Here is a 21,068-nt window from a genome sequence, read left to right as displayed (position 1 = left end):
GGACATAAATCACAATAGATGCCCTAAAATGAATCAGACAATTTTAGATTTTAGAAATCGTTTGATCAGCTATGCACCAAGGGCAACAATCCCCTGAGTAATTGCTGTTGAACTTTCTTCCTCAATATCAATGCCTACTACATCATGCAATTTGTTGTGAACCAGGTTAACCCCTATTGAATAAGCATTAATCTCTGTTTTATCAGACAAAACCCCGGTAGCAACAGGCGTTTGAGAAATTAAATTTTCACCTTCAACTATCCATACACCAGAACGCTTTAATGTATTATGCCCATCGGCCTGAATGAGTAGACCCTGCCCGGTTTTAGGGGTAACAATCTGTTGGGCGCCATTATCCGAATTAACAAGATCACTACGTTTCTTAAACCCTTGAGATAAAGTCATTGAGCTGGAAGAAATGATTTGCACTGCCGGGCCGAACTCATCCTCACTAAACGAAGGAAATTGTTTACGCAGGTATTTTCCGATCACACCTTCAGCAGCATCAATGCATACGCTACCAGCAAAAGTGATCCCCTTAAATTGTTTAAGGTAATCGAGTTTCATAACCCGTCTATCTGCAGTTGCATGGTAATAAGAATTGCGTTCTGATTCGACCGATAACCGTTCATCCTCAGGAATATCGGCAGGCCCTTTATTGACTTTGTAGTTGATATAAACGACTTCTCCATTTTTAATGCCGAACAATATATTTGTTTTTTGTAATCTGGCCCTGTGTTCAAGAGACTTCCCCAACTCATCCACCACATTATCTTTCGTAGTAGCCGTGATATTGACCATGATTAACAATTCAGGAAATTCTTTACTGACCGCACAATAGCCGGCAAGCAATTGCTGTTGCGTATCATAAGGCATAAATAATCGGCTAGTCTCTCCACTCCTGCAATGACTATAAAATTCGGGTAGTACGCAAATAGCTGCCTCGTCAGGAAGCAAGGCTCCTTGCTTAAGCATGAGTTTATAGGCTGCGCCCACATGCATTGCAAATAAACCGACTTGTTCTTTAACCGTTCTTGGTGCAAGACGAGTGAAGCCTCCCGTTGGTGTGGCTACCGTCGCTACCCGCATAATCCGCTGCTCAGTTAAATGATCTTTTCTCTTTGTCATGGAAGGACTTGTCGCAAGCATGAATTTACCGAGCTCGGTGCTCATCGGTTTTACATTGATTTTTGGAACGGTGATTCTTAAAAAATGAGGGGTGAATTCAAGACTCATCTTTTGGCGAATGCTTGCAGGTATTTCCAAGAGTAACGCGCATTTTGCAAACTCTTTATAGGAGACATAAGCGACTGCATCAACTTGCAAATCATCATCAGCCCAACCAAAAAAATCAAGTTGAGTAACATGACGCAAAAATCTTACAGCGGTGGTGTATGTTTTTCTTCCCATAAAAATAAGCACACAAAAAGAACACAATGCGATAAATATAATCTTTTTTTATTAATAAAATATTAACTGCTATTTCAATGAGCATTTATTCATGCTATGTTTTGCTTGTTTAAAATTCAGAACAGCACACAGGAGTGGATAAAATGGTGCGATTAACGGCTTTACTTTTGCTTTTAGTGAATCAATTTGTGTCTGCAGCCACCTCAACCTGCGAAACAAAACGTGAATTGTTAATAGAAAATAAGCTGACCAAAGTCTGGAAAACCACGATCTGCCCTAAACAACAGTTACCTTTCCATACCCATCAATTTGCTCGAATCGTCATCCCGGAAGAAAGCGGCATCCTCAAAGTTATTTATCAGTCAGGAAAAGAAACCTTTATAAAATTGCATCCGAAAAAACCCATTTATCTCAGTGTTACTCAGGGTAAAGAAGCGCATCAGGATTTAAATATTGGCCAGGAAGCATTACATGTTACAGTCATTGAATTAAGACAAGGCTAACCTGATCCACAAAAATCTATGGCACAATCCAATATAACCCAATCGCTGTTTACGTCGCTGGATAATCCCTTCTGGCAATTTTCATTGCAGGTTTATCGCGACGAACAGGTTAAAGAGGCTTGCCTGGCTTTTCAGCAGCAGGAAGGCCTCAATGTTAATCTATTATTGCTTTGTTGCTGGCTGGCTTATGCTGTCGAAGAAATATCCCAATCGGAATTAGTAAATGCCTGCCATTGCATCAACGACTGGCATGAAAAAATAACCCAAACCTTGCGTTCAGTCCGTCAGCAATTGAAAGAAAGTTGTGCTGACGATTGGGTGAATACCTTTTATCAACAGATATTACGTGATGAACTTGACTCCGAAGCGTATCAGCAACATCGTCTATATCAATGTTTCGCCGCTCAACAGAAAACCACTGGCAGTAAAAATGAATCCCTGGCGATTCGTTATTTGCATTGGCTTTTTCTTAATAAACACTTAACGATGGATCGCCCTCTTGCTTCTCGAATAGAGCATTTTGCCCAAATAGTACTAGAAAAATTGCCCTAGATTAACAATTATTGTACAATTTGGAGATTTGTTAATTTTTGTGGTCTTATTATATGAAATTTGTTATTGAAAAGGTCGAACTGATTAGGGGTGAAAAACCCACTGTTATGATTAGCTGGTCATCAGGTACCACCGATTTTTACCCATGGCACTCCTACCCGGCGCTACCGGATTTAACTGGGTTTAAACCTTGGTATTATTGCAATACACCAGGCCTAACCTTATTTAGAGCCCCTGCTACTACGCCCCTCAGCGAGATAAGAATGCATAATATCCGGCATTATCAACGTGACCCGCAGCAAGCCCCTATTTTTGATCTTGCACAACGGTTGGAAAAAGCGGCCGATGAGATCGAAGATCTATCAAGACAACATTGTCTTTACCCTGTAAAACAAAAACAAGTAGTAACAACTAAAGCGCCAGTAGCAATAGCAAAATCTGCAGTGGCAGGAAAGATACCCGCTACTGAACACACAACGGAAGACAATCAAGACGAATCAACGCCAAGTTTTCCAGCCCTGACCTGAAACAGAAGGACAGAGATAGTTCATGAGGGGAAACCATTAGAACGTCTTTCAAGAAATTTTCAGATAGGGGAACTCGGCCTGCAGGATTTGGATGACCTGCTCCAAATCCACTTTGCTTTTGACAATAAGAAGCACCGTATCATCTCCCGCGATAGTCCCTAGAATCCCTGAGTTATTGGCTTGTTGCGGGTAAAAAGCGACATATTTTTTATCAATAAACAAAGCAAGGCTATTCGCATGGCCTGGCTGAGTATGTAAAACAACCAAACCATACTCTGATACCTGTGCATTTAAAACCAAAGGTAGATTTGGCGGATTAAAATCAACGACCCGATAAATGCCTGCCACTTTTGCAATTTTCAATTTTTTAAGTCGACGAGACAAGGTCGCTTGCGGGATATCATAACCCCTTTCTTTCAACGCCTGCTGCAAATCGCTTTGCTCAGCAATCTCGTGTATTTGCACGATACTCAATATGTGGCCATCAAGCAGATTATCATGTGACATTCCTCGCCCCCAAAATGAATGCAGAATCATAAAAATAGAAATTATATTCATTAATGATTGACATCACAAGGCAAAATCAAATATAGTCGTAAAATGGATATACTTTGGATATATAACTATTATGAGAAAACTGATACCCTGCCTGTTAAGTGCATCAATTCTTATTGTTTCTGGATGTGGCAACGAAAAAGAGAGGGGTAAAATCCATTTTGTCACCTCCGCAGAATATCCACCTTTTGAATATCAAGAGCAAGGTGAAATTAAGGGGTTCGATATTGATCTGGCAAAGCTTGTTGCTAAAGAATTAGGCAAAAAAGCCGTTTTTGACAATATGCAATTTAGCTCTATCTTACCAGCGCTAAGTGCGGGACAAGCTGACATTGCCATCTCAACGATTACCATCACTGAAGATCGGAAAAAGAATTTTGATTTTAGTACACCCTACTATTTTGAAGGAATGGCAGCGGTGTTTAATCAAACAGACCCCATCAATAACCCGTCACAACTGGCAGGAAAAAAATTGGCCTGCCAACTAGGCAGCACCATGGAAATTTGGTTGAAAAAACAGTTTCCCCAAGGAAATATTGTGGCAATGGATAATAACAACCAGGCAATAGAAGCATTAAAAGCCGGTCATGTGGATGTCGTTCTTGTCGATGGTGCTCAGGGAGCCATCTTCAGCAAAAAAAATCCCGGCTTAAACTACACCATTATTGCTAAAGCAACCGATGGTTACGGCTTGGTCTTCAAAAAGAATTCCTTATTGAAAGCACAGGTTAATCGAGCCCTCAATACGTTAAAAACCAAAGGGGAAATCGCCAAACTTCAAAAAATCTGGTTGGAGGGTGGCAAATGGACGAGTTAAAACAAAATCTCCTCTTTATCGGTCAAGGCACTTTACTTACGTTAGAACTCCTGGCAGGCGGGATGCTCATAGGCATCCTGCTGGGGACAATTCTTGCCATTTTGCGTTATAACGGGATGGCGAAATTACTGATTAATCGTTTTGTTTCAATAATAAGAGGAACACCATTAATTCTACAATTAAGCTTCATCTATTTTGCCGTACCTGGGTTGCTCGGTTTGCGACTCGATATCGTGGTTGCTGGAATACTGACCTTCGGTCTTAATAGCTCTGCTTATATTGCTGAAATTCTGCGATCCGGAATAGAAAATTTGCCTAAGGGGCAATTCGAGGCAGCAAAAACACTACAAATTCCAACCTTTTATTTATGGAAAGATATTATTTTACCGCAGGTCATCAAGAATATTTTGCCAGCCCTCATTAATGAAATGATCGCGCTTCTTAAAGAGACCGCTTTGATCTCCACTATTGGTGGTATGGATCTGATGCGCAAAGCACAATCCATTGCTGCCGAACAGTTTACCTATTTTTTACCGTTGTGTATTGCGGGTTGTTACTACTACGGTCTGGTTTTACTCATTGAATATTTAGGCAAAAAAATCGAACAAGGAGGGCATGATGCTGTACATCAATAATGCCTGCAAAAATTTTGGCTCTACCCCTGTATTAGATCAGCTGAATCTGAGTATTGCTGCCCATCAGATTATTGGGTTGGCTGGTCCTTCTGGTGGAGGAAAATCGACGCTGCTGCGTTGTATACAGAAATTGGAAGTCCTTGATTCTGGAACTATCGACTTCTCAGGTAAAAGCGGATTTATGTTTCAAGACTTCCAGCTGTTTCCTCATATGACGGTGTTAGAAAACTTAACTTACGCTCCCAAACTGCAAAATAAGGCAAGTCAGCACGACAAGGAAGCACTAGCCCTGTTAAATACACTTGGCATAGCAGACAAAACAGCGTCTTACCCTCATCAACTCTCCGGGGGACAAAAACAACGTGTAGCCCTGGCTCGCAGTTTGATGATGCAACCCAACTTATTACTTTGTGATGAACCAACTTCCGGCCTGGATCTGGCAACCATTGAAGACGTTGTTAGCTTACTGCATTCCGTTAAATCCATGGGGGTTACCATGGTGATTGCCTCGCATGATTTGGATTTTCTCACCAAAATGAGTGATCGCCTGGTCGTTCTCAAAGGCGGTCAATTGGTAGCTGATGTTAAACCCCAGGAATTAACCAACCCTGTTCACGACTTAAAGAAATACTATTAGGAGACACGAATGACCACAACCATTAAAAAAATTGCCTTAGCTTATTCAGGAGGCCTCGATACCTCTGTCATGATCCCCTGGCTGAAAGAAAACTACCAGGCTGAAGTGATTGCAGTCATTTGTGATCTTGGCCAACAAGAAGATTTGCAAGCCATTAAGCAGAAAGCGATTAACAGTGGCGCAACCAACGCTTATGTGGTCAATGTACAGGAGGAGTTTGTCACCAATTACCTGTGGCAATTGGTGAAAGCTGGCGCTTTGTATGAAGAGCAATATATTTTAGGAACGATCTCAAGACCTTTGATTGCACAAAAGCTGGTTGAAATTGCTTTGCAAGAAAACGCTGATGCGATTGCGCATGGCGCAACTGGCAAAGGCAATGATCAAGTTCGTTTCGAGTACACCGTGAAAGCACTGGCTCCTCAATTGCAAATTATTGCCCCTTGGCGATCCTGGGAAATTAAGTCACGCCAGGAAGCAATCGATTATGCCAAAGCACATGGTATTGATGTCCCGGTAACACCAAAGGCGCCTTATTCTCGCGATCATAATATTTGGTACATCTCCCATGAAGGCGGTGTCTTGGAAGATCCCAGTCAGGGGCAACCTGACGATTTATTGCTAATGACCGCGACGCTTGAACAGACACCTGATACGCCTGAACTGATGACTATCGATTTCGAACAAGGTGTCCCTGTGGCGTTGAATAATAAAGCCATGGAGCCAGTCGCTTTATTAACAGCGCTGAATCAGCGGGCAGGAGCCCATGGTATCGGTGTGGCTGATATCGTTGAAAATCGGCTGGTAGGGATGAAAATCAGGGGAGTCTATGAAGCACCGGCTGCCGCAGTGCTTTATAAAGCGCACAAGATGTTGGAAAGCCTATGCCTTGATCGAGCCACGCTCCATTTGAAGCAATCTCTACAACAAAGCTATGCCAATCTTGTTTATGAAGGGCGATGGTTTTCTCAAGCGAAAGAAGCCCTGGACGCTTTGATTGCAGTGACGCAGAAACATATCACCGGCACAGTCAAGTTAAAACTGTTTAAAGGCAATCTGATTCCCTGCGGTATGCAATCTGAATACAGTTTACATAATCCGGCTCTCGCTACCTTTGAAGAGGATAATGTTTACAATCAAAAAGATGCGGAAGGGTTTATCAACCTTTTCTCTCTGTCAGCAAAAGTATACGGCATGGTTCATAAGGGGTGGCAAGTATGACGAATAAAACCTGGGGCGGCCGATTTAAAAAGCCGCTTGATCCAAGTGTTGTGAAATTTAATGCGTCACTGGCTTTTGATCAGATCCTTTACCGTCATGATATTGCTGGCAGTCAGGCACATGCCAGCATGCTCGCACGGCAGGGTCTTTTAAGCCATGATGAAGCACAGTCTATTAATAAAGCACTTGCCGAAATTGAGTTGGAAATAACAAAAGGACAACATGTCCTTGATGAAAGCTGTGAAGACATTCACATGTTTGTTGAACAGTTGCTCATTCAAAAAACAGGCGATATTGGTAAGAAATTACATACTGGCCGCAGCCGTAATGATCAGGTCGCTCTCGATCTGCGACTTTATACCAGGGAAGCAGGTGCACAGATAAACAGCCTCTTGCAAACACTCAAGGAAGTTCTGCAGGATTTGGCCACCCGGCATGCTAATACCAAGATGCCTGGATACACTCATCTGCAACAGGCTCAGCCTATTTATTTGGGTCACTATTTTGCGGCTTTTGATGCCATGTTCAGCCGTGACCTGAGCCGCATGCATGATTGGCATGAACGAATGAATTTTTCGCCCCTTGGTGCTGGTGCCCTCGCAGGGAGTAATCTGCCTTTGGATAGACACTGGGTCGCCGAAACACTGGGCTTTAAGGGAGTGATTAGTAATACACTGGATGCAGTCAGCGATCGCGACTTTATCATTGAGTTTTGCTCTATTGCGGCTCTTATCATGATGCATTTATCACGTTTGGCAGAAGATCTTATTCTTTGGGCAACCCAGGAATTCAATTTTATTACCCTTGATGATGCCTTTTCGACCGGCTCGTCGCTAATGCCCAATAAGAAAAATCCTGACGTGCTAGAACTGATTCGTGGCAAAAGCGGGCGGGTCTTTGGTCATTTAACCGGTATCTTGACGGTGATGAAAGCCTTGCCGCTTGCTTACAACAAAGACATGCAGGAAGACAAGGAAAGTTTATTTGATACGGTCAATACACTGACTGCTTGCCTGCAAATTATTTCCCCTTTTCTGCAAAGCCTCACCTTCAATACCGAGTTAATGCACAGAAAAGCAACCAGTGGTTATTTGGATGCAACAGCGATCCTGGAGTCCCTGGTTTTACAAGGGATGCCATTCAGAGATGCACACCATCAAGTCGGTCTTTGGGTAAGCGAAGCCGTTGAAAAAAATTGCTCGCTTTCCGAGCTTCTTAAGGAGACAAAAAATGGCTTTCCTCATCTTGGCTGATGGCACTCTCTTTCAAGGGAAAGCGATTGGTGCAAAAACCCACGCCTTGGGAGAGATGGTCTTTAATACCTCACAAACAGGCTATCAGGAAATTTTGACCGATCCGTCCTATTTTGGCCAAATTATTAATTTTACGACCCCCCACCTCGGCAATGTCGGTGTTAATCAAGCCGATCATGAATCAGAAAAAATCCATGCCGCAGCGGCCGTGTTCAGAGACTACTCACCTCATTATAGTAACTGGCGCGCACAAGATAGCCTGGAGAATTTTCTTCTGAAACATCATATTGCTGCCTTGACAGAGATAGATACTCGCGCACTCACCCTGCATTTGCGCGAGCAAGGCAGTCAAAATGGTTGTATAGTGACCGTCGATTCCATCACGCCTGACCAGGCGCTGTTGATGCTACAAAGTGCGCCAGCCATGCAAGGGAGTAATCTGGCAACCTTGGTTTCGACCAAAAAAGCGTATCTCTATGCTGATCCCATCGATGCGTTAGCGCATATTGTCGTTGTTGATTGCGGCGTTAAGACAGCCATTTTAAAAACCCTGGCAACCTACCCTATCAAAATTTCAGTAGTACCCGATACGATTAGTTTTAGCGAATTAACACGCTTTTCTCCTGACGGAGTATTACTCACTAATGGCCCCGGCGATCCGGAAAGTTGTGAATCCGTGATTCTACTGGCTTCACAATTATTAGAGCAACAAATCCCTGTCTTTGGCATTTGCCTGGGCCATCAGATTTTAGCGCTGGCAGCCGGTGCAAAGACAAGGAAAATGAAATTTGGCCATCACGGTGCCAATCACCCCATTAAATGCTGTAAAACCGGTACGGTCTTTATTAGCAGCCAGAACCACGGTTTTGTCGTCGATGAGCGCTCATTACCCGAGCATTTAATCCCTACTCATATTTCCTTATTTGATGGAACAATTGCCGGGCTTGCCCATCGCAATGCCCCCGCCTTTTCCTTTCAAGGACATCCAGAAGCGAATCCAGGACCTAACGAACTCATGATCCTGTTCCAGCAGTTTTTTCACGAGGTGCAGTATGCCAAAAAACACTAATATTAAAAGCATTTTGGTAATCGGCTCTGGTCCAATCCATATTGGCCAAGCCTGTGAATTTGATTATTCAGGTACCCAAGCCTTAAAAGCCCTGCGTGAAGAAGGTTATCGAGTCATTCTCGTTAATTCGAATCCAGCTACTATTATGACCGATCCTGATTTAGCCGATGCGACGTATATTGAACCCATTACGACTGCTTCAGTGAGCGCAATTATTGCCAAAGAGCGCCCTGATGCCCTTATTGCTACCCTGGGCGGGCAAACCTCTCTTAATTGCGCTTTAGCGCTGCATAAAGAAGGTATTTTAGCCCAATATCAGGTTGAATTAATTGGGGCATCCATTAACGCAATCACGATTGCCGAAGACAGAACCTTGTTTCATGAGAAAATGACAGAGATTGGTTTAAATGTTCCTGAAAGTTACTCCGCTACCTGCCTGGATGGTGCTAAACAAATCATGCAGAATTTGGGCTTACCTCTCATTGTCCGCTCTTCCTTTACCCTGGGTGGTGCCGGAGCAGCCGTTGTACATAGTGAAGGAGAAGCCATAGCGGCGTTCAAACACGCTTTTTCCCAACCAGGTTGCCAGGAAATTTCCATCGATGAAGCGCTTATCGGTTGGAAAGAATTTGAATTAGAAGTGGTACGCGATAAAAAGGATAATTGCATTGTAGTCTGTGGTGTTGAAAATTTTGACCCCTTGGGAATTCACACGGGTGACTCGATCACCGTCGCCCCCATCCAAACGCTTACCGATGATGAATATCAAGCCATGCGTGACGCAGCCTTTGCCGTACTGCGTGCGGTTGGTGTTGACACCGGTGGTTCAAATGTTCAATTCGCTCTTAATCCGAAAAATGGCAGGATGGTGGTCATCGAAATGAACCCGCGGGTCTCTCGCTCTTCCGCGCTGGTTTCAAAAGCAACTGGTTTTCCCATTGCCAAAATTGCTGCCAAGCTTGCGGTCGGTTATACCCTGGACGAATTACCAAACGAAATTACCGGCGGCATCTTACCCGCTTCTTTTGAACCAAGCATTGACTACACCGTGGTCAAAATTCCTCGCTTTCATGATGAGAAATTTAACGCGCAAGACCTGGCTCGCGGCCCACAAATGCGCTCTGTGGGAGAAGTGATGGCGATTGGTAGTACTTTCGCGGAAAGTTTGCAACATGCCATCTTAAGTCTGGAAATTAATGCGTCGGGTTTCGATTCGTTACCTGAATTAGATGATGATGCGTTAAAAGTGTTACTCAAACGACATACCAGTACGCATCTCTGGTGTCTTGCGGAAAGTTTTCGTCGCGGCTTTAGCGTTGAAGAAGTGCATGCTGCTTCGTTTATTGATCCCTGGTTTTTACACCAAATTAAAACAATCGTTACCCTGGAACAAAACCTTGGCGGCCAATCGTTGTATGATCTCGATCAAACCACCTTGTTAAGTCTGAAAAAACATGGTTTTTCTGATCAACGGCTCGCCAAACTTATCCATAGCACAGAAGCAGAGGTGCGATCTTACCGGCAAGAACTTGGGATACAACCAGTCTATAAATGTGTCGATAGCTGTGCCGGTGAATTTCGAACAGCCACTGCCTATCTCTACAGCACCTACCAACAGTATTGCGAATCGAAGCCCGGTACGAAAACCAAGATTATGCTTATTGGCAGTGGTCCCAATCGTATCGGACAAGGCATCGAATTTGATTATGTCTGCGTCAAAGCCATGCAGGCATTTGCCAAGTCAGGCTTTGAAACCATCATGGTTAATTGCAATCCGGAAACCGTGTCTACTGATTATGATGTCGCTGACAAACTTTATTTTCTGCCACTAACCTATGAAAAAGTACGCGATGTGATTGAGCATGAAAAACCGACAGCCGTCGTTCTGCAATTTGGCGGACAAACGCCGTTAAATCTGGTAGACAAGCTCCATCAGGATGGCGTTCCTTTGCTAGGATTAACTGCTGAACTGGTCAACATCACCGAAGACAGGGATAAATTCCGGGATTTAATCGTCCATTTAGGCTTAAAACAACCTAAAAATCGAGCGATTACCCATCTTGATGAACTCGATCAGGCTTTAGAAACGCTTGGTTTTCCCCTGATTATTCGACCCTCTTTTGTCCTGGGTGGCCGTGGTATGGAAATTGTGGCCAATAAAGAGAGCCTGGTTGCCAAGCTTAAAACGCTCTTTAAAACGACATCACACGCGGTTTTACTGGAGGAGTTTCTTACGGGTGCGATTGAGGTCGATATTGACGCTGTATCGGATGGCGACGATATCTTTATTCCCACAGTCCTCGAACACATCGAAGCAGTGGGTGTTCATTCGGGTGATTCAGCATGTATAACGCCCCCTTATAAACTTCCTTTGGCTCTCACTAATCTTCTTCATAAACAAACGAAAATTCTGGCGCGTGCCTTAAAACTGAAAGGTCTTATGAATGTGCAATTTGCAGTAAAAGGGTCTGAGGTATTTTTGATTGAAGTCAATCCCAGAGCATCAAGAACCACTCCTTTTATCTGCAAAGCAACAGGTATTCCTTTAATAGAAATTGCAGTCAATTGCATGCTGGGCATTTCACTCAAAGAACAACGCTGTTTAACGCCCGTCACTTTACCCTATTATTGTGTGAAAGAAGCCGTCTTACCTTTCCGCAAGTTTTCAACGTCAACCCCACTCCTTAGCCCGGAAATGAAGGGTACTGGCGAAGTCATGGGTATCGGTTTGACACCTCATGAAGCCTACTTAAAAGCACAGATTGCTGCAGGTAATCACTGCGATGAGCAAAACGCCAAGGTTGTTTTTACTTCTGGTTTTGCTAAAAATGATCCATTGCTGATAACCCTGGCAAAGGCAGGATTTACGCTTATCGACGAACTCCAGCCAGGCAAGAATCCTGATCTGATCCTGGTGGTTGACGCTCATCTGGATTTTTTATCGTTTGCTCTGCAACACCATATTCCCTACGCGTCCACTTATGAAGCATCTGCAATGATGGTACAAAGTCTTTGCCATAACCGTGCAGAAGAACCTTTTGTCAAACCGTTGCAAAAACTCTATCAGCAAATCAGGCATCCTTCGAAAACCAGGCATGTTTTAACAGGGATGGAACTCAACGACCAGGATATCATGGCCATCTTGACACTCGCCAAACTCGTGAAAGAGAAACCAGAAAATTATTCTAATGCCTTATTGCATAAGAATCTGGCCATGATTTTTGAAAAACCCTCTTTCCGGACCCGGTTAAGTTTCTCTCTTGCCATGCAAAGTCTGGGGGGTACAGCTGTAGAAAGTGTCAGCACGACCCGAAAATCGGAAGAACCACGAGACCTGGTCCGAGTATTAAATGGTTATTGCGATTTCATTATGGTGCGAACCCATGATGATCAAGGTTTGGAAGAAATGGCGACTTACGCCAACGTCCCCCTTATCAATGGATTATCCGCCTTGTATCATCCTTGCCAGATCCTTGCTGATTTACTGACCCTACAGGAATATTTCGGTACCCTGGCCGGTTTAACGATGGCCTATATTGGTGATGGTAATAATATTCTTCATAGTCTGTTATTAATGGCACCCCAACTCGGCATAACAATAAACTATTGCTGTCCTGCAGCCAATCAACCTAATGAGGGGCTTCTTGCCAAGAGCATGGCGGCAACACCTGGAATGATTCACGGTCATTCAACACCGGAAACAGCAGTTCGTGACGCTCACGCAGTTTACACAGATGTGTGGACAAGCATGGGATTTGAGCAAGAAACCGACGAGACTTCATTTACTGATTTTCAGGTGAATGAACAACTCATGGCTCATGCCAAACCAGAAGCTATTTTTATGCATTGTATGCCGATGGTTCGTGGTAAAGAAGTCTCTGTAACCCTGCCAGACGAACCTGCAGCCGCCTTGTTTAGCCAAAGCGAAAATCGCTTGCATGTGCAAAAAGCCTTGCTGCTTTTTTTACATGCGTATTGCGCATAGGGACTTGTCTACCTAGGATGCAGAATAATAAGTACAAACCACAACACCGGGCTTAACTCGGTGTTGGATGTCTTTAAAATGGGCTTGTATCCTCATCCCGAAATAGACAAAACTTGCGCAAAAAGAATAAATAATATACACTCAAGCTACCTACCTAAACTAGAGGTTAACTATGAAAGGGATAGCATTGATACCGATAGTAGTCAGTCTAACTGGTTGTGGTTGTATGGATATGGCTGGAAGCGATTATACTGTTTCACCCGTTGTTGCCACCCCCTGTTGCGGAAATGTAAGAACTGCTGTTGTTGACAGTACTTGCTGTAAAACAGTCGTGGTTGCCAGACCTGTTGTTACCAAACGTTGTTGCCCAACCTGTTACGATGCTACTTGTTACTAATAGTTAAAGGTAATCCGGGTTAGGGGCTCACCTGATCCGGACGCCAATACCTCAATCAATACCTCAATACAGACTCTATAGAGACCGTTGACTCTAAGCTACCTTGTTATATTGCAATCCAAGTCTGAACAATACTTATCCGTACAAAGACTATAATAAGAGTATCAATACACAATTAACTTTTTCATTTAAAGAACATTTGTTCTTTTTAATATGCAATTTGTCAATTTTTAAAACTGTATATATACTATGTATGTCAACACTTATGCAAGGATGCTAATAAATGAAAACAATCATCTTTTTAGTAGCAATCGTCGGTTCTACTGCCCTGGTTTCAGGTTGTGGTCTCTTTTGTCCAGCATGCCCAGCCTACACGAGCACTAAATAATAAGGAAATGCCATGAAAACAATACTATTTTTAGTAGCAATCGTTGGCTCTACTGCCCTGGTTTCAGGTTGTGGTCTCTTTTGCCCAGCATGCCCGGCCTACACTAGCACTAAATAATAAGGAAATGTCATGAAAACAATAGTATTTTTAGTAGCAATCGTTGGCTCTACTGCCCTCGTTTCAGGTTGTGGTCTCTTTTGCCCATCATGCCCAGCCTATACCAGCACTAAATAAGTACCCTGTAGCAACTGTTTTGAATTTCCATTTCAAGACAGTTGCTACACCTATCCAGTGTATTATCGTATCTTGTTCAAAATTGCATGCTTTACATTAGCAATTGCGCACCGAATTTTTTGTTCAGCGCGAGGTCTGTAGAGGGGATTCAGAAAAGAATTAATATTTAAATAAGGTTCGCCTGCCGGTGATTGCTCGGAAAAAAAGTAATTGAATACACAACAGCGGGGCGCATCACATAAGACTTTATTAACAGAGTGCCAAGAAATGCGATTGGTTTCCATCACAACCAGGCGATTAAAAAAGCAGGGAACAACAATGCGATTTTTAAGTGATTGATCCCATAATTCGTAATTGCCGCCATTTTCTTCCTTCCAATTCGGTGAAACATAGAGAAGTAAATTAACAGTGCGATAGAATTTTTTATCGATATCATGCGAATTATCTAAATGAGGATTGATGTAATATCCCTTGAGTAACATACTGATACCACCCGCAAATCGCGAGGGATCGGGTATTTGGTTTTTGATCCCCGTAATCGCTTCAATTTCAGCAACCACCCGTGGGTTTTGAATCGCCTTGTTTATATCCTGTATCAGACTGGATGTATCCTTTAGATGACTATATCGTAGCTTTAATTCCCCACGATGACTTAATACATGCATGTCCTTGGGTTTAGGAAAGTTAGCATAGATTTCCTCTGCGATTTCCTTAGGAAGAAGATTATCCAGAGCGAAATGGCGTGCAACTTTTACAGGATGCTCAAAGGAAAATTGTTTTTTCAAATCGTCCCTGGCCTCACTTAACCTTTTTACGATCAAGTCAGTTAGCTGCTCCGGTAATTCAGTGTTCATATTGATAACCTTCTAAAATTTATCACTAGTCCAATGACACTTTGTTCTAAGATAACATCAATGTTATTGATCTAATTATAACAATGCCTGGCTTTGAAAAAGCAAGGCTCGTGTCATTCGGTTTTAATAACCTGACACCGTTAGACCATTAAAAACACGCCTTGGTCATTCTCTCCGACTCGTTAAGTCTCATTCCTTTCAGGTATCGATTTCAGACAATATTTCTCTGTATTATTCTCATCTAAAATGAGAAAATAAAAAACAAGGAATTCATTTAAATTACAACATGCATAAATCAATGATTAATTGAGGAAAAAAATATGAGCAGTTTGCGTATATCTATTGTTAATGAGCAAGCACTAAGGTTTCAAAATCTCGGGTAATATAATCTGCCTGCAGTAACTCTGCTTCCTGATAGGAAGTGAGTAGAGCAACGACAGGCATTCCAGCTTCTTTTGCGGCCCTAATGCCGTGCGGTGAGTCTTCAATAACCAAACATTGGTTAGGAAGAAGTCCTAATTTTTGCGCGGTGAGTAAATAGCCCTCAGGCGAGGGTTTTCCATAGCGCACCTCATCGGCTGTCACGATGGCATTGAAATGAGACACCTGAATGTCAGGCTCTAGTTTTTTCAATACGGTTAAAATTTCTTTTTGGGCTGCGCCACTGCAAATGGCAAGTTTTTTTGCTGCGTTAACAGCTTGTTTGATGTATTGGGCCACACCGTTAATAACCGGCAATGTCTTTTTATTACGAATGAGAGACGTAAAATAATTTTGTTTTTTATCGATCATTTGATCGATTTTATCCAATGGCAGACTCAATCTTTTACTAGCCAATAATTGCGGAAATAATGTTTTGTCAGCTAAACCTAAATAATTTTTTTTAAATTCTTCGTAATCAAGATTAAAGCCAATGTCTTTTAGTACATAGTTACAAGCTTCGAAGTGAATCGGCTCGCTATCCAAAATGACACCATCAAAATCAAAAATAATTGCGTTAAACAGACGGTAATTTGGCTTCATAGGAGCAGAGCAATTTAACTTATTAGGTGGGGAATTCGATTATCCAGAAATTTTTAACCAGCGACAAGACTTTCATTCCATTTAGGAATCAGGGGAAGATAATTTTTCGTTTTTTTTAATTTTTTGATTGTTATCAAATGATCCCCTTTTAATTCAAGGATCTAGGAATGACTTTTCTTGGTTTTAGTCTCTATGAGACAGAGGGCATTATCCAAATAAAACTTACCTCCATACAACCAGCAGATTCGGTGCCTGCCGATGGGGGACTACGGGCTAAAAGCTATTTTTTCAACAATGACTATATAGGTATGACTCTGAACTTTCATCCACATTTCCAGGACTTAAGCGATACTCTCAAAACGATTATTGGGGACAATAGACAAGAATATAAATTCCAGGCCTGTGTGGAGGGTATTTATAATGAATTTTCTATGGAGACTCGTTGTTGTGAGTTACCCAAAGATCGAATCCTGGCTCTTGCCCTGTTGGATTTTATAAATACCTTTACCAAGTTTACCAAAGATGATTTTACCTATCTTACCAACTATGACTATTTTGCTGTCGATCATAAGAGGCTCGAAGATAACTTTGTTGTAGACAAGGAGACAGGGCAAACTAGACTACCAAGCCCTCTCCACGATTATTTTCATGGCCAGTTCACGAATAAGCGGGATGTATTTCAAGCAATCCTTAAAGCGATCTTAACCTTCCGTAATACCGCAGATTATCAAGAGACTATGTCCATAGTAACTATGTTACTTAGGAACCCGGCTGATGAATTAGGGGAACCTCTAAGTAAAACCCTTTGTCTTCTTGGCTTTATAAAACAGCTTATTCAGAATGATCGCCAAATAGAGTTGGCTAGAATTATTCCTATACTCAATGAAATAACCAAAGGGGATCTCATGGCAATTGGGGAAGGGGCAATGATAAGAGGACGTGATTTTATGGAATCTGATGCACGTCTCTTCACTGAGCAAGCAACCTTTTTCTTAAGAGGGGATGGCAAGATAGGACTCTTTGGAATCAGTAATAATCCTATTTATCAGGTACGGTATGCGCCGGGCAGAATGCAAGAGAGATTTTTTGAACACGATATGAGGGAGTTGGCAGCGATTTTAAGGTTAGATTACGACCCTGAGAGTGATTTCCAAAAGAAGATTATTTTTACAGACGAGAGTTCTACACGGTTAAAACACATGGGCCTACATTTAAATTTAAATTATGTTAAACAGCTTCTATTTCAGAAAAATCGTCTTCGTTTCTTTATGTCTGAAATAGCGGATCTTGCACAACCCTGTTTACCTCCAGAACTAAGAAAACATATAGCCGAGCAAATTGACAAAGCAGAGTTAGTTCAGACAATAGCAGGAGCCGATCTCCCCGCTGATTTTGTAGAGCATGGCGCGCCTGCAATAGAACGTCCATCAGTAAGCATCTAATTCCAGGATTGAGGAATAGCCAGTTGGGTTTCGCAACCCAACTGGCTATAGAACCCCTGTATTATTAGACTTCTTCGGAAACTCGCTATAGAGAGAACGCTATTTAACCTCACAAGAAACAGGCCCATTATCCAGTTGCAGTTGATTACCCCCATAATCGGCCATAAACTGGCCGTCATAGCGTTGTTTTTTAGTATGGGCTTGCGCAGAAAGAAAGAGCCTCATGCGTGAAGCATCATCCTGATCGACTGCCACCAGAATTAAATTCTTATCTCTCAGACTAAACAGTATCGTCTTGACCGCATAAGGAAAATCGATCTGAGGCAAATCACCTGCTTTGCTCGGTACTACAAAGGAGATGGGATCTTTTAAACCCTGCAAAACACAACGCACTGATTGTTGTGCTGCATTTGCCACAATCATTGGGCTAAAAAATAACAGTATAACGATGCAGATTTTGTTCATCCGATTAGTCCTTTTCAATGAATTGATACGGTTAATACCCTTCCCATGCAGCTAAACAAATCGACCACGAATAAGCCCTATCCTCATTAATAAAATTTCAGCCGTTGACTAGCTTGTCACCGCTAAATAGATTAACTTAATTTAACAGCATGAGAAATGAGAATCGGATGATTACAGCCTACCTGGATCATGGTGCCCTGCAAGTTCATGAAATTACTGAAAATAATCTTCCTTTACTGAACGATGCCATTTGGCTTGATTTACTTCACCCTTCAAAGGAAGAAGAGCTACTCATTGAAAAATTCTTAAATTTAAATATTCCCACTCGTGAAGAAATGCTTGAAATTGAACTATCCAGCCGACTCTATAAAACCAAAGAAGCCCTGTTTATGACCGCGTTAATGATTGCACGATCAGCCTCTCCAGATCCCAAACATGACGCGGTCACTTTTGTGCTTACCAAGCAACAGCTGATTACTATACGTTATATCGAACCGCTGGCTTTTAAATTATTTACAGCAAAGGTACAAAAAATTGATATTAACTTCCATCAACCAGCTAACCTGCTCATCGAACTAATTGAATCGGCAGTCGATAGATTGGCCGATATGCTGGAAACTGTTGGCCACCGTTTGGAAGAAGCCTCCAATACCATTTTTCGCCAACAGCAAACCCCAAACGCTGAAAAACCGGATTATCAACAAATCATTCAACTCATTGGCGCCAATGCGGATCTAAACACCAAAGCGCGAGAGTGTCTGGTTAATTTTAATCGCTTGATTACTTTCTTTGGGCAGTCAGCTGGTCCTCAAATTGATAGTGAAGGGCAAATCAGGCTAGGTACTTTAGCCAAAGATGTTGGTGCACTGAGCGACCACGCTAACTTTATTTCCAGTAAAGTCAATTTTCTTCTTGATGCAACGCTGGGAATGATTAATATCGAACAGAACGCCATCATTAAAATATTTTCCGTAGCGGCTGTTATTTTCCTGCCGCCCACCTTGATCGCCAGTATTTATGGTATGAATTTCCATTTCATGCCGGAATTAAACTTCAAATGGGGTTATCTTGTCGCGCTTGGTCTCATGATTTTATCAGCCCTGATACCTTTTAAGTATTTTAAACGCAAGAAATGGCTTTAAGAATACAAAAAGTAAAATTTAAAATCAAAAACACCCAATTTAATACAGTCTTAATAATTCTTTTTTAAAATGACGCAAACTAGTTAGTCATAGTAGACGTCATGCCAACAGATAGCTTTAATTCAGAAAATGCGAATAATATCCGACTCCGCGGGATTGCATTAAAAGATAATTGTCGTCCCGAGAGAAAACGCCAAAGAAGATTGCAAGCCAACTATGAAGAATCTAGTTACCTTCCCGAGGTATTATTGAAATTTGCTGCAGAATTACACACGAATGAGAACGGTATTTTTGCATTCGCTGATGGAACAGTGCCTCATGGTAAATATCTTTATGTACGAATCTTGTCAGGAGCTCTCTTTGCTGCCAAAGAAGAGGATATTGCACATCATTCCTATCTAAGTAATGGCAAAAAAGTCACTTCAGCAGGTTATTTGGTCTTTGAAAAAGGAAAATTGTGTTTAGTCAGCAATGAAAGCGGCCATTATAGACCGACTAAGGAAGAAATGCTGGAAGATCTTCAGCATTACTATAACCTGTCAAAAAATGAACTTTTAGTTTATGAAGATCATTCAAGTATTCTTACTGAAAAATGTATTAAAGAGTTCTCCGTCAAAGCAATTGTAGCGAGTCAAACCTTTGATGACTTACTGCCTCTGGCTATTTTTGTTAAAGACTCGCGTTATAACAAGGCATTAAAAAAAGGTGAGCAAGTACCTGTTCCCGCAGCTCCCCCTCCAGGCCCAGTGCCTTCTGTCTCTGCCTCGAAGCTCAGTAAACCAAATAAAGCCGTAGCCACTTCACATTACCTGCCTGATCGTTTTTTCCTTCTTGATCCGTTAGATTACGAAGAGGACAAAAAACATCTAAAAGATCCCGAATTTCCTGGTTATGATGCTAATGAAAAATTATTTGTATAGCCCCCCCTATTCTTTCCTGGCTTGGCTTGTCAATAATTAAGTTTAGATGCTATAAAGATGAGTCAATTGCCAGGGAGAGCCCAGATGAGATTCTCTTTTATTATCTTAAATCTCATGGTGTTAAGTCTTACAGGCTGTGAACGAATAGCCTTAATGACTACTCCACAGAAGCGCGCTATTCCATCGCATAGCGAACTGGCTAAGAAAGCAGAACTTTTTTTTTGGGATACCTTGCATCAAGGACGCTATAACGATCTGAACAAAGCAGATTACTTATTGATGGCCGCTTATCTTCAAAATCCGAATGATCCCAAGCTTGCTGCCCATATAGGCTTTACCCATATCTGGAAGATCACCGAACGTCAACGCCTGCCCCAGGAATCACCTAAAATTACTAATGAAATTGTCTTGGCAAAAAAATATTTTTCTGATGCCTTTACTCTTGATCCGCACAATGCTGTCTTCGAAGGTTTCCTGGGGGATGCCCAATTAATTGAAGGCAAAATTTTTCATGATAAGCGCGAAGAAGTGCGCGGTTATTTTACCTTGCAGCGCGCGATCGCTAATTGGCCGGAATTTAATTATTTTACCGCAGGCTATCCAATGAGTACCTTAGCGCCGCAATCCGATTCTTTTAAAGAGGGCTTGGAATGGCAATGGCGTACTCTCGATTTGTGTGCAGGAAAGAAAATCGACCGCAAAAATCCTGATTATAACTCCTATATGGCTCGTGAAACGCAGCAAGGTAAGGCGCGCGCTTGCTGGAACTCATGGGTTGCCCCTCATAATTTTGAAGGATTTTTTATGAATATGGGCGATATGTTAGTGAAAGCCGGCGATTGGCAAACCGGTATCAAAATCTATCAAAACGCCAAACTTGCCAAAAATTATTCATCCTGGCCCTATCGCCAAATGCTGGAAAAAAGAATTTTGAACGCGAAGGCTAATGTTGCCAATTTTCAGAAAGACCATTCTGATCCAGACAAAGCAATCCTGTTTAACTCTGGCTATGGTTGCGTAGCCTGCCATCAACGCTGAG

Annotated in this window: 20 protein-coding genes; 15 read left to right on the top strand and 5 right to left on the bottom strand. The window is 42.2% G+C overall.

Annotated features, from left to right (window positions below; translation table 11 throughout):
* Window positions 1-69: 69 nt before the first annotated feature.
* The gene (locus ACN4Z1_RS09330; protein ID WP_228363805.1) at window positions 70-1,410 is read right to left on the bottom strand and encodes a hypothetical protein; all 1,341 of its coding nucleotides are present in this window, start codon (window positions 1,408-1,410) and stop codon (window positions 70-72) included.
* A 143-nt stretch (window positions 1,411-1,553) separates the two neighbouring features.
* Between ACN4Z1_RS09330 and ACN4Z1_RS09325 the strand changes: the two genes are divergently transcribed.
* The 3 genes from ACN4Z1_RS09325 to ACN4Z1_RS09315 are packed head-to-tail and all read left to right on the top strand — an operon-like array spanning window position 1,554 to window position 2,992.
* On the top strand, window positions 1,554-1,913 hold the full coding sequence (locus tag ACN4Z1_RS09325) for a hypothetical protein (RefSeq protein WP_228363804.1): 360 nt from the start codon (window positions 1,554-1,556) through the stop codon (window positions 1,911-1,913).
* 18 nt (window positions 1,914-1,931) lie between these two features.
* Complete coding sequence (locus tag ACN4Z1_RS09320) at window positions 1,932-2,465, top strand: TIGR02444 family protein (protein ID WP_228363803.1); 534 nt, start codon at window positions 1,932-1,934, stop codon at window positions 2,463-2,465.
* Window positions 2,466-2,518: 53 nt separating this feature from the next.
* A complete protein-coding gene (locus ACN4Z1_RS09315) occupies window positions 2,519-2,992 on the top strand; it encodes a hypothetical protein (protein WP_228363802.1) in 474 nt (157 codons plus the stop codon).
* Window positions 2,993-3,040: 48 nt separating this feature from the next.
* On the opposite strand, the gene ACN4Z1_RS09310 is transcribed toward ACN4Z1_RS09315, so the two are convergent.
* Window positions 3,041-3,499: an arginine repressor gene (locus tag ACN4Z1_RS09310; RefSeq protein ID WP_228363801.1), complete on the bottom strand. Its 459-nt coding sequence runs from the start codon at window positions 3,497-3,499 to the stop codon at window positions 3,041-3,043.
* A 121-nt stretch (window positions 3,500-3,620) separates the two neighbouring features.
* On the opposite strand from ACN4Z1_RS09310, the gene ACN4Z1_RS09305 reads away from it, so the two are divergent.
* From ACN4Z1_RS09305 to ACN4Z1_RS09270, 8 genes are all read left to right on the top strand, one after another.
* On the top strand, window positions 3,621-4,364 hold the full coding sequence (locus ACN4Z1_RS09305; protein ID WP_419388124.1) for a substrate-binding periplasmic protein: 744 nt from the start codon (window positions 3,621-3,623) through the stop codon (window positions 4,362-4,364).
* Window positions 4,352-4,999, top strand: coding sequence for an amino acid ABC transporter permease (locus ACN4Z1_RS09300; protein ID WP_419386627.1), 648 nt, complete (start codon window positions 4,352-4,354; stop codon window positions 4,997-4,999). Before ACN4Z1_RS09305 ends, ACN4Z1_RS09300 begins: the two co-directional genes overlap by 13 nt.
* Complete coding sequence (locus ACN4Z1_RS09295; RefSeq protein ID WP_115220303.1) at window positions 4,983-5,636, top strand: amino acid ABC transporter ATP-binding protein; 654 nt, start codon at window positions 4,983-4,985, stop codon at window positions 5,634-5,636. Before ACN4Z1_RS09300 ends, ACN4Z1_RS09295 begins: the two co-directional genes overlap by 17 nt.
* A 9-nt stretch (window positions 5,637-5,645) precedes the next feature.
* Complete coding sequence (locus ACN4Z1_RS09290; protein WP_419386626.1) at window positions 5,646-6,857, top strand: argininosuccinate synthase; 1,212 nt, start codon at window positions 5,646-5,648, stop codon at window positions 6,855-6,857.
* Window positions 6,854-8,110, top strand: coding sequence for an argininosuccinate lyase (gene argH / locus ACN4Z1_RS09285; RefSeq protein ID WP_419388123.1), 1,257 nt, complete (start codon window positions 6,854-6,856; stop codon window positions 8,108-8,110). The genes ACN4Z1_RS09290 and argH overlap by 4 nt, the downstream gene beginning before the upstream one ends.
* The gene (gene carA / locus ACN4Z1_RS09280) at window positions 8,088-9,179 is read left to right on the top strand and encodes a glutamine-hydrolyzing carbamoyl-phosphate synthase small subunit (RefSeq protein ID WP_419388122.1); all 1,092 of its coding nucleotides are present in this window, start codon (window positions 8,088-8,090) and stop codon (window positions 9,177-9,179) included. Before argH ends, carA begins: the two co-directional genes overlap by 23 nt.
* Entirely contained in the window at window positions 9,163-13,164 is a 4,002-nt protein-coding gene (carB, locus tag ACN4Z1_RS09275) for a carbamoyl-phosphate synthase large subunit (RefSeq protein WP_228363794.1), read from the top strand. Before carA ends, carB begins: the two co-directional genes overlap by 17 nt.
* A gap of 172 nt (window positions 13,165-13,336) precedes the next feature.
* Window positions 13,337-13,561: a hypothetical protein gene (locus tag ACN4Z1_RS09270; RefSeq protein WP_131753200.1), complete on the top strand. Its 225-nt coding sequence runs from the start codon at window positions 13,337-13,339 to the stop codon at window positions 13,559-13,561.
* 684 nt (window positions 13,562-14,245) lie between these two features.
* On the opposite strand, the gene ACN4Z1_RS09265 is transcribed toward ACN4Z1_RS09270, so the two are convergent.
* Both ACN4Z1_RS09265 and ACN4Z1_RS09260 read right to left on the bottom strand, forming a co-directional pair.
* Entirely contained in the window at window positions 14,246-15,037 is a 792-nt protein-coding gene (locus ACN4Z1_RS09265; RefSeq protein ID WP_115220298.1) for a 2OG-Fe(II) oxygenase, read from the bottom strand.
* A 345-nt stretch (window positions 15,038-15,382) separates the two neighbouring features.
* Entirely contained in the window at window positions 15,383-16,060 is a 678-nt protein-coding gene (locus ACN4Z1_RS09260; RefSeq protein ID WP_228363793.1) for an HAD family hydrolase, read from the bottom strand.
* Window positions 16,061-16,227: 167 nt separating this feature from the next.
* On the opposite strand from ACN4Z1_RS09260, the gene ACN4Z1_RS09255 reads away from it, so the two are divergent.
* Entirely contained in the window at window positions 16,228-17,502 is a 1,275-nt protein-coding gene (locus tag ACN4Z1_RS09255; RefSeq protein ID WP_419388121.1) for a hypothetical protein, read from the top strand.
* A gap of 99 nt (window positions 17,503-17,601) precedes the next feature.
* Here ACN4Z1_RS09255 and ACN4Z1_RS09250 read toward each other — a convergent pair whose 3' ends face one another.
* Window positions 17,602-17,967, bottom strand: a complete 366-nt coding sequence (locus ACN4Z1_RS09250) for a hypothetical protein (protein ID WP_228363791.1) — start codon at window positions 17,965-17,967, stop codon at window positions 17,602-17,604.
* A gap of 167 nt (window positions 17,968-18,134) precedes the next feature.
* Between ACN4Z1_RS09250 and corA the strand changes: the two genes are divergently transcribed.
* The 3 genes from corA (at window position 18,135) to ACN4Z1_RS09235 (ending at window position 21,067) form a co-directional block, all read left to right on the top strand.
* Window positions 18,135-19,109, top strand: coding sequence for a magnesium/cobalt transporter CorA (gene corA, locus ACN4Z1_RS09245; protein ID WP_228363790.1), 975 nt, complete (start codon window positions 18,135-18,137; stop codon window positions 19,107-19,109).
* Window positions 19,110-19,210: 101 nt separating this feature from the next.
* On the top strand, window positions 19,211-20,029 hold the full coding sequence (locus tag ACN4Z1_RS09240) for a hypothetical protein (protein WP_228363789.1): 819 nt from the start codon (window positions 19,211-19,213) through the stop codon (window positions 20,027-20,029).
* An 84-nt stretch (window positions 20,030-20,113) separates the two neighbouring features.
* Window positions 20,114-21,067 carry a hypothetical protein gene (locus ACN4Z1_RS09235; protein WP_228363788.1) on the top strand — a complete coding sequence of 318 codons (954 nt, stop codon included), beginning with the start codon at window positions 20,114-20,116 and terminating at the stop codon, window positions 21,065-21,067.
* Window position 21,068 lies beyond the last annotated feature (1 nt).

The organism is Legionella sp. ST3F1 (assembly GCF_048553315.1).
Taxonomy (GTDB): Bacteria; Pseudomonadota; Gammaproteobacteria; order Legionellales; family Legionellaceae; genus Tatlockia; species Tatlockia donaldsonii.
The sequence above is the reverse complement of the archived record's forward strand: the minus strand, read 5'-3'. Positions and strand labels throughout refer to the sequence as shown.

Bases quoted from the DNA above. Each gene is read 5' to 3' on its own strand.
- ACN4Z1_RS09330 (WP_228363805.1), bottom strand. From the start codon at position 1,410: ATGGGAAGAAAAACATACACCACCGCTGTAAGATTTTTGCGTCATGTT.
- ACN4Z1_RS09325 (WP_228363804.1), top strand. From the start codon at position 1,554: ATGGTGCGATTAACGGCTTTACTTTTGCTTTTAGTGAATCAATTTGTG.
- ACN4Z1_RS09320 (WP_228363803.1), top strand. From the start codon at position 1,932: ATGGCACAATCCAATATAACCCAATCGCTGTTTACGTCGCTGGATAAT.
- ACN4Z1_RS09315 (WP_228363802.1), top strand. From the start codon at position 2,519: ATGAAATTTGTTATTGAAAAGGTCGAACTGATTAGGGGTGAAAAACCC.
- ACN4Z1_RS09310 (WP_228363801.1), bottom strand. From the start codon at position 3,499: ATGTCACATGATAATCTGCTTGATGGCCACATATTGAGTATCGTGCAA.
- ACN4Z1_RS09305 (WP_419388124.1), top strand. From the start codon at position 3,621: ATGAGAAAACTGATACCCTGCCTGTTAAGTGCATCAATTCTTATTGTT.
- ACN4Z1_RS09300 (WP_419386627.1), top strand. From the start codon at position 4,352: ATGGACGAGTTAAAACAAAATCTCCTCTTTATCGGTCAAGGCACTTTA.
- ACN4Z1_RS09295 (WP_115220303.1), top strand. From the start codon at position 4,983: ATGCTGTACATCAATAATGCCTGCAAAAATTTTGGCTCTACCCCTGTA.
- ACN4Z1_RS09290 (WP_419386626.1), top strand. From the start codon at position 5,646: ATGACCACAACCATTAAAAAAATTGCCTTAGCTTATTCAGGAGGCCTC.
- argH (WP_419388123.1), top strand. From the start codon at position 6,854: ATGACGAATAAAACCTGGGGCGGCCGATTTAAAAAGCCGCTTGATCCA.
- carA (WP_419388122.1), top strand. From the start codon at position 8,088: ATGGCTTTCCTCATCTTGGCTGATGGCACTCTCTTTCAAGGGAAAGCG.
- carB (WP_228363794.1), top strand. From the start codon at position 9,163: ATGCCAAAAAACACTAATATTAAAAGCATTTTGGTAATCGGCTCTGGT.
- ACN4Z1_RS09270 (WP_131753200.1), top strand. From the start codon at position 13,337: ATGAAAGGGATAGCATTGATACCGATAGTAGTCAGTCTAACTGGTTGT.
- ACN4Z1_RS09265 (WP_115220298.1), bottom strand. From the start codon at position 15,037: ATGAACACTGAATTACCGGAGCAGCTAACTGACTTGATCGTAAAAAGG.
- ACN4Z1_RS09260 (WP_228363793.1), bottom strand. From the start codon at position 16,060: ATGAAGCCAAATTACCGTCTGTTTAACGCAATTATTTTTGATTTTGAT.
- ACN4Z1_RS09255 (WP_419388121.1), top strand. From the start codon at position 16,228: ATGACTTTTCTTGGTTTTAGTCTCTATGAGACAGAGGGCATTATCCAA.
- ACN4Z1_RS09250 (WP_228363791.1), bottom strand. From the start codon at position 17,967: ATGAACAAAATCTGCATCGTTATACTGTTATTTTTTAGCCCAATGATT.
- corA (WP_228363790.1), top strand. From the start codon at position 18,135: ATGATTACAGCCTACCTGGATCATGGTGCCCTGCAAGTTCATGAAATT.
- ACN4Z1_RS09240 (WP_228363789.1), top strand. From the start codon at position 19,211: ATGCCAACAGATAGCTTTAATTCAGAAAATGCGAATAATATCCGACTC.
- ACN4Z1_RS09235 (WP_228363788.1), top strand. From the start codon at position 20,114: ATGAGATTCTCTTTTATTATCTTAAATCTCATGGTGTTAAGTCTTACA.